The 13448-nt window shown below is 34.2% G+C and carries 13 protein-coding genes; 9 read left to right on the top strand and 4 right to left on the bottom strand.

Annotation, left to right across the window (positions count from 1 at the left end):
• Positions 1 to 2 precede the first annotated feature (2 nt).
• A complete protein-coding gene (locus B5X64_RS08840) occupies positions 3 to 1076 on the bottom strand; it encodes a prolyl-tRNA synthetase (RefSeq protein WP_079464878.1) in 1074 nt (357 codons plus the stop codon).
• Positions 1077 to 1222: 146 nt separating this feature from the next.
• Between B5X64_RS08840 and proS the strand changes: the two genes are divergently transcribed.
• The 6 genes from proS to B5X64_RS08810 all read left to right on the top strand — a co-directional run bounded on the left by proS (position 1223) and on the right by B5X64_RS08810 (position 8107).
• A complete protein-coding gene (gene proS, locus B5X64_RS08835; RefSeq protein WP_079464877.1) occupies positions 1223 to 2698 on the top strand; it encodes a proline--tRNA ligase in 1476 nt (491 codons plus the stop codon).
• A gap of 125 nt (positions 2699 to 2823) precedes the next feature.
• Entirely contained in the window at positions 2824 to 4116 is a 1293-nt protein-coding gene (locus tag B5X64_RS08830) for an OmpA family protein (protein ID WP_079464876.1), read from the top strand.
• A gap of 110 nt (positions 4117 to 4226) precedes the next feature.
• Positions 4227 to 5564 carry an Nramp family divalent metal transporter gene (locus tag B5X64_RS08825; RefSeq protein ID WP_079464875.1) on the top strand — a complete coding sequence of 446 codons (1338 nt, stop codon included), beginning with the start codon at positions 4227 to 4229 and terminating at the stop codon, positions 5562 to 5564.
• A gap of 332 nt (positions 5565 to 5896) precedes the next feature.
• Positions 5897 to 6433, top strand: coding sequence for a nucleotide exchange factor GrpE (locus B5X64_RS08820; RefSeq protein WP_079464874.1), 537 nt, complete (start codon positions 5897 to 5899; stop codon positions 6431 to 6433).
• Between the two features lie 98 nt (positions 6434 to 6531).
• A complete protein-coding gene (gene dnaJ, locus B5X64_RS08815) occupies positions 6532 to 7653 on the top strand; it encodes a molecular chaperone DnaJ (RefSeq protein WP_079464873.1) in 1122 nt (373 codons plus the stop codon).
• Between the two features lie 103 nt (positions 7654 to 7756).
• The gene (locus B5X64_RS08810; RefSeq protein ID WP_079464872.1) at positions 7757 to 8107 is read left to right on the top strand and encodes a prevent-host-death protein; all 351 of its coding nucleotides are present in this window, start codon (positions 7757 to 7759) and stop codon (positions 8105 to 8107) included.
• A 64-nt stretch (positions 8108 to 8171) separates the two neighbouring features.
• Here the strand turns inward: B5X64_RS08810 and B5X64_RS08805 are convergent, their stop codons facing one another.
• Positions 8172 to 9089 carry an acyltransferase family protein gene (locus B5X64_RS08805; RefSeq protein WP_079464871.1) on the bottom strand — a complete coding sequence of 306 codons (918 nt, stop codon included), beginning with the start codon at positions 9087 to 9089 and terminating at the stop codon, positions 8172 to 8174.
• A 164-nt stretch (positions 9090 to 9253) separates the two neighbouring features.
• Here B5X64_RS08805 and B5X64_RS08800 point away from each other — a divergent pair, with 164 nt between their 5' ends.
• Positions 9254 to 10210 carry an alpha/beta fold hydrolase gene (locus tag B5X64_RS08800; RefSeq protein ID WP_079464870.1) on the top strand — a complete coding sequence of 319 codons (957 nt, stop codon included), beginning with the start codon at positions 9254 to 9256 and terminating at the stop codon, positions 10208 to 10210.
• A gap of 69 nt (positions 10211 to 10279) precedes the next feature.
• Here the strand turns inward: B5X64_RS08800 and B5X64_RS08795 are convergent, their stop codons facing one another.
• Positions 10280 to 11185, bottom strand: a complete 906-nt coding sequence (locus B5X64_RS08795; protein WP_079464869.1) for a DUF808 family protein — start codon at positions 11183 to 11185, stop codon at positions 10280 to 10282.
• A gap of 154 nt (positions 11186 to 11339) precedes the next feature.
• Here B5X64_RS08795 and B5X64_RS08790 point away from each other — a divergent pair, with 154 nt between their 5' ends.
• A complete protein-coding gene (locus B5X64_RS08790) occupies positions 11340 to 11744 on the top strand; it encodes a hypothetical protein (protein WP_079464868.1) in 405 nt (134 codons plus the stop codon).
• Positions 11745 to 11771: 27 nt separating this feature from the next.
• The gene (locus B5X64_RS08785; protein ID WP_079464867.1) at positions 11772 to 12632 is read left to right on the top strand and encodes an alpha/beta hydrolase; all 861 of its coding nucleotides are present in this window, start codon (positions 11772 to 11774) and stop codon (positions 12630 to 12632) included.
• Between the two features lie 39 nt (positions 12633 to 12671).
• Here B5X64_RS08785 and B5X64_RS08780 read toward each other — a convergent pair whose 3' ends face one another.
• Positions 12672 to 13388: a DedA family protein gene (locus tag B5X64_RS08780; RefSeq protein ID WP_079464866.1), complete on the bottom strand. Its 717-nt coding sequence runs from the start codon at positions 13386 to 13388 to the stop codon at positions 12672 to 12674.
• Between the last annotated feature and the right edge of the window lie 60 nt (positions 13389 to 13448).

Genomic DNA, 13448 nt, shown 5'->3' with positions numbered 1-13448 from the left:
CTTTATCTACCACCTGATCTGAAACCGCCGCCTCCGCCGGATCTCATACCACCTCCACCTCCGGAAGAACCACCTCTGAAACCGCCACTGCTACTTCCAGAATTAAAACCGCCTGATCTGAAACCGCCATTATCACTCGGTCTCGTACTTTCATTTCTGTATCTTGGTTGAGACTGTTGTTGATTATAGTTGTAATTTGGTCTTGTAGGTCTTACACCGTTATTCATATTAGGTCTCATCCCGCTATTAGGATTACGGTAACCTCCCTGATTACGATAAACTCCGTTATTATTGTTATTATTTCTATACCCTCCATTATTCGAAGGTCTGTAAGAAGAACCAGGTCTCATTCCTGAGGTATTGTTTCTGAAGCCAGAACCGTTATTATAAGAGCCTTTTAAAATAGAATTATTCGTTCTATAAGCTCCTGTTCCATAATTTCCAAATCTTCCATTTGCTCCACTTCGTGCGTAAGGTACTCTGTGATAATGACCACCCCATCCCCAGTAAGGATTTCCGTAGTAGCCACCCCAGTAAGGATTGTATCCCCAGTAATTATTCCAGCCCCAATAAGGATTGTAGCCTCCCCAGCCCCAAGAATTACCCCAGCCAAAAGACATACCCATGCCCCAGCCAGAACCCCAATAAGAACCGAAGCCTCCGCCCCAGCCCCAAGGTGAGCCCCAACCCATCATTCCCCACGAGTTGTCGTAGTAGTTGGTTTCGCTACCTGCAAAATTACCCCAGTCAGAATCAGTAGCATTACTGTTCCAATTAGAATCATTCCAGTTGCTGTAACGATTATTTTGTTGAGCGGCGTTCATTTCAGCATTTTGAATCAGATTAGTATCATCTTGATAATAATCATAATATTCTCCTACTCTATTTCCTTCATTACCATTGATGATGACACCCTCTGGCAATGTATCTTTATTTGGGTCATAATACACCCCATCGGTCTCGCTATATCCACCCATCTGTGCACCACAAGACATTAACAATAATCCACTTGCAACAGCCAAAACTCCTTTTGATTTTAGCATTGCAAGTAAATTTTTATGTATATTTCTTTTCATGATAATGTAAAAATTTTTAATTTAAATTATATTTGCATTCTGTACCAAAAATATACCAACTTATTGGTAACAAAAATCTATCAAAAATAGATTTTTATTTTTAGATTACATAATTTTAGAAAAGTTAAAATATTAAAAAAAAATTAATGGCAAAATTAACTTCAAGAAGCGAAGACTACAGCAAATGGTATAATGAATTGGTTGTGAAAGCTGATTTGGCTGAAAACTCAGGCGTGAGAGGCTCTATGGTTATAAAACCATACGGATATGCAATTTGGGAAAAAATGCGTGATGAGATGGACAGAAAGTTTAAAGAAACTGGTCACGTTAATGCTTACTTCCCGCTTTTCGTACCCAAAAGCTTGTTTGAAGCTGAAGAAAAAAACGCTGAAGGTTTTGCTAAAGAATGTGCAGTTGTAACTCATTACAGACTAAAAAATGATCCAGATAATCCAGGAAAACTAATTGTTGACCCGGAAGCTAAACTAGAAGAAGAGCTTATCGTAAGACCAACTTCTGAAGCAATCATCTGGAATACTTATAAAGGCTGGATTCAGTCATACAGAGATTTACCAATTCTTATCAATCAGTGGGCAAATGTTGTACGTTGGGAAATGAGAACCCGTTTATTCTTAAGAACTTCAGAGTTTTTATGGCAGGAAGGTCACACTGCTCATGCTACCAAAGACGAAGCGGTAGAAGAAGCAGAAAAAATGAATAACGTATATGCAGATTTTGCAGAAAACTTTATGGCAATGCCTGTTGTACAAGGTTTGAAAACACCTTCAGAGCGATTTGCAGGTGCGGATGAAACTTATTGTATTGAAGCATTAATGCAGGACGGAAAAGCACTTCAGGCAGGAACATCTCACTTCCTTGGACAGAATTTCGCAAAAGCATTTGACGTAAAATTCACCAACAAAGAAGGTAAAATAGAACACGCTTGGGCAACTTCTTGGGGAACTTCTACACGTCTAATGGGTGCTTTAATTATGACGCATTCTGATGATTTTGGTTTGGTACTTCCTCCAACTTTGGCACCAATTCAGGTGGTGATAGTTCCTATTTTCAAAGGAGAAGAGCAATTAAACCAAATCAGTGAAGTAGCATTGGATATTCAAAATAAATTAAAACTGAAAGGGATTTCAGTGAAATTTGATAATGATACTCAAAACAAACCGGGCTGGAAATTTGCAGAATATGAATTAAAAGGTGTTCCTTTGAGAATTGCCATGGGATCAAGAGATTTAGAAAATAAATCTGTAGAAATAGCAAGAAGAGATAATCTTACGAAAGAAACCCGTCCGTTGGAAGGTTTAGATTCTTATATCGAAGATTTATTGAAAACTATTCAACAGGATATGTACACAAAAGCCTTAAACTTCAGAAAAGATAATTATACGAAAGTAGATTCTTATGATGAGTTTAAAAAAGTGCTAGAAGAAAAACCAGGATTTATCTATGCTCATTGGGATGGAACCGCTGAAGAAGAAGAGCAAATCAAACAAGAAACCAAGGCAACCATCAGATGTATTCCTTTAGATGATGACATTGAAGAAGGCGTTTCTTTGATTACTGGGAAACCATCAAAAAGAAGAGTTTTATTTGCGAAAGCTTACTAAACCTTAACATAATGATTATTAAATCTGCAAAAATCTTAAGAATTTTTGCAGATTTTTTTTGAAAATTACAATTTGGATAGATTTTTGTTTAAATTTAACTCACATTAACTTCAAAATAAATTAATATGTCATTAAACATCATTGATCTCATCAAGGGGCAGCTAGGTTCTGCACTTGTTTCTCAGGCTGCATCGCAACTTGGAGAAAGTGAAGCCGGAATTTCTAAAGCCGTTTCTGGTTTACTTCCGGTGATTGTAGGTGGATTAGCCAACAATTCTGACAATCCTGCGGTATTGGATTCTGTTTCCAATGCTTCTTCGCAAGGTGTTTTGGGGAATTTATTAGATACAGCATCTAACAATTCTATGATTTCAGGACTGCTATCATCAGTTTTTGGTGATAAGCTCAGCGGAATTATCAATACCATTGCTACTTACGCAGGAATCAGCAACAATTCTTCATCTTCTTTATTAAATTTAGTAACCGGAGCAACAGTAGGTTCTGTAGGAAAATATGCCGCAGAAAATAATCTTGACAAATCTGGAATTTCTTCTTTATTAAATGATCAGAAAGGAATTGTTTCTACGCTTTTACCAGCCGGACTTTCCTTAGCATCATTAAATATCGGAGATTGGGCTAAAGGCTATAAGTTTGATAACGATGCTATCCCAAATCCTCCGCATGACGAACCAAAAGTAGAAGTTACCAGAAGCGTTGCTGATGGCGGTACTTTCCCAAATAATCCTACTCCTGCCGAAGGGGGATCTATCTGGAAATGGCTTCTTCCATTATTACTTTTAATCGCAGCAGGATATTTCTTATGGAAACAGTGTGAGAAAAAAGAAACTACGACTACAACAACCGTTTCCGGTGACAGCTTAAATACTGTAAATGATACGATGTCGACACAAAGTGGCGATACAACCACAATGACCACGACCAAAGTTGATGAAGATATCGATTTAAATGGAACCGCATTAAAAGGTTACAAAGGAGGATTGGAAGATCAAATGATTACTTTTCTAAAATCTGATGGCTACAAAAATGCAGCAAACGATGATGCGTTAAAAAACCAATGGTATGATTTTGACCATGTAAATTTCAAAATTAATAGCTCTAATGCTTTAGAAGCCGGTTCTGAAGGACAGTTACAAAACTTAGTAGCGATTTTAAAAGCATATCCCGATGCAAAAATAAAAATTGGTGGCTATACCGATAAAACCGGAGATGAAGCTAAAAACAAAAAATTATCTTCAGACAGAGCTCATTTCATTAAAGACTGGTTAGGAAAACAAGGTGTAGGAGCACAAGTTATTGCTGCTGACGGATACGGAAGCGAATTCGCAAAAGTGGATGCATCTGCTTCTAATGAAGAAAGAGCAGTTGACAGAAAAATGTCAGTAAGATTTGCAAAATAGTCTCTTTTTAAAATATAAAATTAATCCCGGAAAATATTTTTCGGGATTTTTTCATGAGAACTTTACTTTCATTTCATTTATTTAATTAAATTTGTTAGTCATTTCTAACAATGACTAAATTCGATATGAAAAACGCTTGGCGAAAAGATAAAACATCCCATTCATTACCAGAGGTATTCTCTTCTATTTCTATTCCTAAAAAATCAGGTTTTTGGCGGAAATATCTTGCTTTTGCAGGTCCCGGATTAATGATTGCAGTCGGATATATGGATCCCGGAAATTGGGCAACCGATATAGCCGGTGGATCACAATTTGGCTATACTCTACTTTCTGTAATTCTTATTTCTAATATTTTCGCAATGGTTTTACAGCATTTATCGGTAAAACTAGGGGTCGTGGCTGAGCGAGACTTAGCTCAGGCATGTAGGGATCATTTCAAACCAACCACTAATTTTATTCTTTGGGTATTTTGTGAAATTGCCATCGCCGCCTGCGATTTGGCAGAAGTTATCGGTTCAGCAATTGCTTTAAATTTACTTTTTGGTATTCCATTAACTTGGGGAATCGTGATTACAACGATTGACGTATTAATTATTTTAATGCTTCAGGCAAAAGGTTTCCGCTGGATAGAAAGTATCGTTGCCGGGTTAATGTTTATTATTTTAGTTTGTTTTGGGTACGAAATTATCATTTCAAAACCTGAAATCAATGCCATTTTAGGTGGGTTAATCCCACAAAAAGAGATTATCACAAATCCAGCAATGCTTTATATCGGAATAGGAATTCTCGGTGCGACCGTAATGCCACACAATTTATACCTCCACAGTAGTATTGTACAGACACGTGATTACACAAGAGACCGAGAAGGTAAAAAAGAAGCCATAAAATTTGCCACTTTAGACAGTACAGTTTCTCTATTATTAGCTTTTTTCATTAATGCTGCAATTTTAATTTTAGCCGCCGCCACTTTTCATACAACAGGAAATGAGCATGTTGCTGATATTCATGACGCTTATCAAATGTTAACTCCTATTTTGGGAGCTTCCATGGCAAGTATCGCTTTCGCAATTGCACTTTTAGCTTCAGGACAAAACTCAACATTGACAGGAACACTTGCCGGACAAATTGTAATGGAAGGATTCTTAAACATAAGACTAAAACCTTGGTTAAGAAGATTAATTACCCGGTTAATAGCCGTAATTCCCGCATTAATTGTAACTATTATCTATGGCGAACAGGGAACGACAGATCTCTTGGTTTTAAGTCAGGTTATCTTATCGATGCAGTTGAGTTTCGCCGTAGTCCCTTTGGTTATTTTCACCAACGACAAAGCAAAAATGGGCGAATTTGTTAACAAACCATTCTTGAAAATTAGCGTCTGGATTATTTCTATCGTAATTATTATTCTAAATCTGTATCTTTTGTATCAAACCTTTTTCGGAGAATAAATACAGGAATAAATTGTGAATTTTACGATTCTAAAACACTGATTTTTTTAGGAGCTATTCCTGCTTTTCATTACAATCTTTTTTTTCAAAAAAGGATTTTCTCTACAATCAGGGCTAATAAATAGTGTTGGCAAAAATAGATTACAGTCGATAAATTAAAAATATTTTTTTGAAACTTCATACTATTTACAATACTTCCGAAGGAAAAACACACTCTATTTTGACAAATATTCAATAATTAAATAAATAAAACAGACAAAAACTGCCTAAATGTCATTCTTTTTTCTTTGGCAGAATGTTTGTGAAACAACTCTGTAAAAAGTTATTGAAATATGGAAAATCAGGATATCAACGAAGAAAACATCAATAATCAGGAAGAAAATATCACTCAGACTCAAGAAACAGCTGAAGAAAATGTGACAGAAATACCTACTGCAGAAGAACTTTTGGCAGTAGAAAAAGACCGTTACATCAGACTGTACGCTGAGTTTGAAAACTATAAAAAAAGAACATCTAAAGAAAAAATGGAATTTTTCACCTACGCCAATCAGGAGATGATGGTTTCTATGCTAGGTGTTTTAGATGATTTTGAAAGAGCATTAAAAGAAATTGCTAAAAACGGTAACGAAGCCGACCTCCAAGGTGTTGAGCTTATTTACAATAAGTTTAAAAATAAACTGACCGAAAAAGGGTTAAAAATAATGGAAGTAAGAGCGGGAGACGACTTTAATGTTGATTTTCATGAAGCAATTACACAGATTCCTGCGCCTTCTGAAGATTTGAAAGGTAAAATTGTAGATGTTATCGAAACAGGATATACTTTAGGTGATAAAGTAATTCGTTTTGCAAAAGTTGTAACAGGAAACTAAAATTCATTAATGATAAATGATGAGTGGTAATTGATTAAAATTCCACTTAGAATTTTAAATATCAACTATCATTTATCAATCATCAATTATAATATATCATGTCAAAAAGAGATTATTACGAGGTTCTTGAGGTAAGCAAATCTGCAAGTGCCGACGAAATAAAGAAAGCATACCGAAAAATGGCTATCAAATTTCACCCAGATAAAAATCCGGGTGATAAGGGAGCTGAAGAAAAATTTAAAGAAGCTGCAGAAGCTTACGAAGTCTTAAGCGACGACAACAAAAAAGCACGCTACGACCAATACGGACACGCCGGTGTAGGTGGTGCCGGTGGTTTTGGAGGCGGAGGCTTCGGAGGCGGTATGAACATGGAAGATATTTTCAGCCAGTTTGGTGATATCTTTGGTGGTGGCGGTTTCGGAGGATTTGGCGGTGGCGGCGGTGGTCGTCAGCAGGTGAAAGGTTCTAATTTAAGAATCAGAATCAAGCTGAATCTTGAAGAGATGGTCAACGGAACCCAAAAGACTCTTAAAGTAAAAAAAATGAAGATGGCAGAAGGTGCCACTTCAAAGACTTGTCCTACATGTAACGGATCCGGAGTTCAAATGAAGGTGATGAATACCATGTTTGGACAAATGCAAACACAAACCACTTGTGGAACCTGCCAGGGAATAGGTAAAGTTGCCGATAAAATTCCTGCAGGAGCCAATGCACAAGGCTTAATAAAAGATGAAGAAGAGATTACCATCAACATTCCTGCAGGAGCCAGGGACGGCATCCAGCTGAATGTACGAGGAAAAGGAAATGATGCGCCATTTGGCGGGATTCCGGGAGACCTTTTGGTAATTGTAGAAGAAGAAGTAGATACTACAATCAAAAGAGAAGGTGATAATCTTCATCAGGAATTATACATTTCTTTTGCTGAAGCTGCTTTGGGGACTAAAAAAGAAATCCCTACTGTGGGTGGAAAAGTAAAGATCACTGTTGATGCAGGTACACAATCCGGAAAAATCTTAAGATTAGCCGGAAAAGGTTTGCCAAGTATCGATAGCTACGGTAAAGGTGATATGTTTATCCACATCAATGTATGGACTCCACAAAGACTTACAAAAGAGCAAAAAGACTTTTTCGAGAAACAAATGAGCAGCGGCGAAATGGTTGCAGAACCTTCTGGAAAAGAAAAAACATTCTTTGATAAAGTAAAAGATTTATTCAACTAAAAAAAAATTAAAAAGAGGCTTTTTAAAGTCTCTTTTATTTTTAAATTTACATCAATATTTAATTTGATATATTCCTAAAAGGGAATATTGTAAAAATCTCCTCATGAACTACAAGCTTGAACTACGCACACCAGATTCACAACCTAAACTAATATTCCATGCCATTACATTTGATACTTTCAAAGTAAATATTGTGGAAAGATACAGTGGCGTAAAACCAATATTATGTGATGTTTTATTTAGAGTAAGAACTCTAGATGACCAGATTATCAAAAGAAGAGACGGGCATATAAAAATTAGAATAAAAGGTGAAGAGTTTGAAATATATCAAAGATTATTAAAAGTTTTCAAATCTTATGATTATAAAAACAAACTCATCAGCAGAAGAGATGCAGAACAAGATTTGGTGCATTTTATTTTGAGACTGGTTATTATTAATTATGAAATGAATTAATTTATAGAAGGACAACGATATTATTTCGTTGTCTTTTTTTATTTTAAAATATTCAGAGTTAATCTTAAAGCAGATATTTCAATTTTTTATTAAGGTAAACCAAAGCAAAGCTTACAGGAATTAAAATCGCTAAAAAGATCAAAATTTTAAAAGTTTCAATTTCTTTATAAAAATCAGATTTCATAATTAAAGGGTGCACAACGTATATTGCTGTAGAAAAACTGGCTAAAATTTTAGAAGTAGTTTTTATATATATTTTTTGACAATACAAAAACAGCAGCGGGCTCGCAAAAATCAAAGAAAATAATATATCTGTGCTTTCGCTACTAATGTATTTATAATTAAAAAATGCCTCGGCGATAACACATAAGATTGATAAAACAACCAGCAAAGACGAGTATTTATATGTTGAAATATCAATTTTGTGCTTGTTAATTAAAAAGCCAATCGTTAAAAACGGGAAACATACAAAAAGAAAGTTTCGGTAAAGCAGATAATCATTCAAAAGAGAGTCAGATTCAGCATTTAAATAATGAAGATTTCCCAAAACCTGAACAACGTATCCAAGCGAGAATAAAATAATCGTTAAACCAATCAATAATCTTGAATTTTGGTTTCTCAGAAGATAAAGAATCAATCCCGAAAAAAAGGTTCCTATCAAATACCATAAATGATGATATCCGAAAACTATTGTCAGTAAAATCTCACCATTATCTTTCCAGTAAGAAATATAAATCAACATCCAAATTGCATACAATAAAAACGTTCTGAAAAGCCATTTTTTCAGCTTTTTTTTGCTATCTATATGAAAGAAATAAAACCCGGTAATAACTAAGAAAACGGGAACTGCAAGTCTAAAAAGTCCATTCACCAGTACATAACTAACAATCGGATACGTTTCTTTCAAAAAATTCATATGCAGAAACACGACAAAGAATGCCAGTATGATTTTTAAAACATCAATTGATAAATTTCTACCCATAATTTAGTTAAAATCAAATTTCATTTGAAGATTCAATTTTTTGCAAAAATAAATATTTAAAATTGATTATAAAGGTAAATTATTCTTCTGTTCATTCTCAAATACACAATAAAAATTAATTTATTTTATTTAGATATATTTGAAAGGATTTTATTTTTAATAATATGAATTTTAAATATAAAACATTACTCGCTTTCTATACACTTTTTATAATTTTCACACACGCTCAACAGCTTAAAAATGGAAATTTTACAGAAACAATTGACGGCATCAGTATCAATTATACCATCAAAGGAAATGGTCCGGTAATGTTTGTGGGACATCCTAATTCAGGAAAAATTGGGTATGAATTAACATTACAGCCATTAGAAGAACAATTCACAATGGTCTATTATGATTCGCGCGGAACCGGAAAATCAGCTGTACCAAAAAAAATAGAAGATTACAATCTTGAGAAAAGCGTTGTAGAAATTGAAGAATTAAGAAAAAAACTTAACATTGATAAAATCTGGTTTTTTGCCCATTCTGACCAAAGCGGAATTGCAATGCTTTACAGTTTGGAACACCCGAATCATGTTGAAGGAATGATCTTAACAGGAACTTCTTTAATTGCATCTCCGGAAGATATTTACAGCAGAAAAAAGGAATCCGAAAACAAAAGAATAAAAGAGTCCGAATGGTTTTCACAAATCTTAAAAGACTGGGATTATATGTACACCAACAAAACCGAAAAAGCTCCCGACGGAAGAGATTTATCTGAAGCTCCTTTGAAATGGTGGTGTTATGATGAAGAATCTTCGAAAAAAATAATTCCGATCATGAAAGAAATTTCAAAAGCAGGAAGAAGAAAACCAGTGAATGGACAAATGCCTCAAGCTGAAAAAATGATAGAATATTATTATAACCAGCAGAAAAAATTCTTGCAGATCAAAACAAAAACTTTGATTCTCAACGGAAAAGCAGACACCAATAACTTACCTGAATTTGCAGAACAGCTACACAAAACATTGCCCAATTCTAAATTGGTTTTCATAGAAAAAGCTGGTCATTTCCCTTGGGTAGAAGATGCAGCACAAAGTTTTGCAGAAATCGAAAAATGGCTTGAGGAAATTAAATTTTAAGATCATTTATTAAAAATAAAAATCCTGCTCCAGAACACTGAAGCAGGATTTTCTATTAAGAATTATCAATTATTTCTTTGCAGCTAACGAATAGATTTTCTTTCCGCCAGTAATTAAAAACAAGGCAATTAACCCACCTGCTAAACCAAACAAAACTTGTTTTACCATTTCGTTCCAAGTTGGTAGTGAATGATGAAGATATTCGATGTTATGATCAAAAATTCCACCCGCAACCAAGATCAATGCGATGGTTCCGATGATTCCTAAAGCTTTAATAACCCAAGGAAGTGCTTTTACAAGCAAATGTCCTAATTTACCAAAGAAGCCCTTATCATTGCTTTTTTTAATTAATTTGAAACCTGCGTCATCCATTCTTACAATCAATGCTACAATTCCATAAACACCAACAGTTGCAATAATCGAAACGATAGAAACCGTAACAATTTCTACAAGAAACGGGTCAAATTGCGATTTAAGTGCATGATAACCATCTTTTGCTGCAGCCAATGCGATAATAACAATCTCAAGAGACAAAATAAAATCAGTGGTAACTGCAGATTTCACTTTAGCTTTTTCTACCGCCTCACCGTCTTCTTCAACTTCCTGGGCTTCTTCGATTACTTCGTGTCCTTTTTTATCTCTGTGAAATAAAAATTCAACAATTTTTTCGACACCTTCATACGCCAGATAAAATCCTCCAATAATTAGGATAATTTTAATTGCAGGCGAATACAGCCACTCCAAAAGGAAAACAAAAGGAACAATAATCAGTTTATTGATAAACGAGCCTTTCATAATTTTCATCAATACAGGAATTTCCCTTGAAGAAAGGAAACCTGTGGCTTTTTCTGCGTTTACCGCTAAATCATCGCCCAAGATACCTGCTGTTTTTTGGGTTGCAATTTTACTTGTTACAGCAACATCATCCATCAAAGCAGCGATATCATCTAAAATCGCAAAAAAACCAGACGCCATAGTATTTTAATATTTTTTTAATAAGTGTTAAGTCTTACAAAAATATAGATTTAATTTGGTTTCAAAGAACTTTTAAATCTCATTTGTCTGAATAATTGTTCATATTAAAGAGTAATTTTTATATTTAAAAAAGTTTTTACTTATTTTTATTTAAATGAAACTAATCACAAGAATCGTAATCGCTATATTCTCACTTATAATACTTTCTAATTGTAAGGAAAAACTTTTGCAACCTATTTCCTTTTTTGAAAATTACGATTTGAATTCTGGAAAATACAAATTGGAAGTTTATCAAGTTGAAGGTAAAATTATAGATGATTATAAAAAATTTTACATCAATGATCCTGAAGTTTTAAACAAAATGAAAAAGCAATGGGTTTTTAAATATAAATCTGAAGTAATGCCTTGTGGTTTTGGATATGAGTTACATCTAATTAAAGACAATAAGATTATTAAAAAGACTTTAGTTAACATTGATTGTGAGTATATGGAAGGTTGGATTTACTTTCCTAAAGAATATCTTACAGACCACAAAAATCATTTTAAAAGAATAAAGTAAAATGTATTTTCTCCTTACCTTTACTCTATGAAAAAGCTGATTCTCAATTACCATTTTTTTGTTTTAGGATTGATTGGTTTGGTATTAAATTCATGTAATTCTAAATTCAGAGTTTGGGTGGGAAAAGACAGTCAGAAAATTTATAATCTGAAATATGGTGAGCACAAACGTCAGAAAATGGATGTTTTTCTTCCGGCAGATTATCCGCAAAATTCTCCCGTTATTTTAATTGTTCACGGTGGTGCATGGAAATACGGCAGAAAGGAACATATGATTCAAATTCAGAAGATGCTTTTTGAAAATAATATTCCAAGCATTAATATGAATTACCGCTTGGTTTCAAAACATCTCACTTACAAAGATCAGTTAGAAGACATCAATGCTGTGATTGAAAAATTCAATGCACTATCAGAAAAAGCAGAACTTCTTCCGAACAATTATATTCTATTAGGTGAAAGTGCAGGTGGTCATTTAGCACTGCTTTACGGTTATCAAAATTCTGATAAAATTAAGAAGATTATTTCGCTCAGTGGACCGACAGATTTTTATTCGCATGAATATTTAAAATCATTTTATTCAAAATATACTTCGGGAACTATTCAAAAAGTGGTGGGAACTAAATTTAACCGTAAAAATTTATCTGAAGATTTTCAAAAAGCAAGTCCGGTAGCCAATGTGACAAATGTTCCGACGCTTTTATTTCAGGGAAATCAGGATTTTTTGGTAAATCAGAAACAAGGTTTAGCTTTAGATTCAGCTTTAACAAAGATGAATATTCCACATAAATTGGTGTTTATGGATAAAACCGGTCATGCTCCAAGGTTTTTCAACAAGAAAAAAAGAGACAGCATTATTTATCCCAATATTCTGGAATGGATAAAAAAATAACCCGCAAAACTGCAGGTTATTTTCTATATTTTAAATTGATTATTTTTCTTTGTCAATCAAATCATCTAAAACTTCGTCTTCCAGTTTCGGATTTCCTTTTGGTGCACCAAACATAAATTTCAGAACCACAGGAACAGTCGTAATTAAAACAATTACAATAATGATAAACTCTAGTTTTTCTTTCAGATTGATTCCGAATTGATCAAGGAATAATTTGTCTAAGTAATGTCCAGCAAAAATTAAACTGAAAGACCAAAGAACACCCCCGATAATATTATCACGAAGAAATGCTTTTTTGTCCATCTTCACAATTCCTGCAACGATGGGCATAAAAGTTCTTACCACCGGTAAAAATCTTGCCATAATAATTGCTAAAGCTCCGTTTTTTTCAAAAAAATCGTGTGCCTGGTAAAGGTATTTTTTCTTGAAAAGCATCGTATCTTTTTTCTTGTATAAAGCCGGACCTGTTTTGCTTCCGAACCAATACCCTACCTGATTACCTACAATCGCTGCAAAAGCTACTGCACTTGCCAAAATGGTGGTATCTAAAAAGTCACTTCCCGTAGAACCGAATGTTTTAGAAATAATGTCTACCGCATAGATTCCTGAAACAAAAAGCAGTGAATCTCCCGGAAGGAAAAACCCTACAAACAACCCTGTTTCGGCAAATATGATAAACAATATTACCCAAAACCCACCCATGTTGATATAAAACTCAGGGTTTAATAAATCTCTCCAGCTATTGAATTCTTCCATATGTAATGATGATGAACAAAAATAAGCTTAATAAAATTATGCTGAAAATATATTAGCATA

Origin of the sequence: Chryseobacterium balustinum, from assembly GCF_900168205.1 — a bacterium.
Taxonomy (GTDB): Bacteria; Bacteroidota; Bacteroidia; order Flavobacteriales; family Weeksellaceae; genus Chryseobacterium; species Chryseobacterium balustinum.
Note: the sequence above shows the minus strand (reverse complement) of the source record. Positions and strands in the feature narration are given on the sequence as shown.

What these genes read in the sequence shown, in the direction of transcription:
- B5X64_RS08805 (WP_079464871.1), bottom strand. Translation starts at nt 9,089, where the DNA reads ATGGGTAGAAATTTATCAATTGATGTTTTAAAAATCATACTGGCATTC.
- B5X64_RS08795 (WP_079464869.1), bottom strand. Translation starts at nt 11,185, where the DNA reads ATGGCGTCTGGTTTTTTTGCGATTTTAGATGATATCGCTGCTTTGATG.
- B5X64_RS08810 (WP_079464872.1), top strand. Translation starts at nt 7,757, where the DNA reads ATGAACTACAAGCTTGAACTACGCACACCAGATTCACAACCTAAACTA.
- B5X64_RS08820 (WP_079464874.1), top strand. Translation starts at nt 5,897, where the DNA reads ATGGAAAATCAGGATATCAACGAAGAAAACATCAATAATCAGGAAGAA.
- B5X64_RS08825 (WP_079464875.1), top strand. Translation starts at nt 4,227, where the DNA reads ATGACTAAATTCGATATGAAAAACGCTTGGCGAAAAGATAAAACATCC.
- proS (WP_079464877.1), top strand. Translation starts at nt 1,223, where the DNA reads ATGGCAAAATTAACTTCAAGAAGCGAAGACTACAGCAAATGGTATAAT.
- B5X64_RS08790 (WP_079464868.1), top strand. Translation starts at nt 11,340, where the DNA reads ATGAAACTAATCACAAGAATCGTAATCGCTATATTCTCACTTATAATA.
- B5X64_RS08840 (WP_079464878.1), bottom strand. Translation starts at nt 1,076, where the DNA reads ATGAAAAGAAATATACATAAAAATTTACTTGCAATGCTAAAATCAAAA.
- B5X64_RS08780 (WP_079464866.1), bottom strand. Translation starts at nt 13,388, where the DNA reads ATGGAAGAATTCAATAGCTGGAGAGATTTATTAAACCCTGAGTTTTAT.
- B5X64_RS08800 (WP_079464870.1), top strand. Translation starts at nt 9,254, where the DNA reads ATGAATTTTAAATATAAAACATTACTCGCTTTCTATACACTTTTTATA.
- B5X64_RS08785 (WP_079464867.1), top strand. Translation starts at nt 11,772, where the DNA reads ATGAAAAAGCTGATTCTCAATTACCATTTTTTTGTTTTAGGATTGATT.
- B5X64_RS08830 (WP_079464876.1), top strand. Translation starts at nt 2,824, where the DNA reads ATGTCATTAAACATCATTGATCTCATCAAGGGGCAGCTAGGTTCTGCA.
- dnaJ (WP_079464873.1), top strand. Translation starts at nt 6,532, where the DNA reads ATGTCAAAAAGAGATTATTACGAGGTTCTTGAGGTAAGCAAATCTGCA.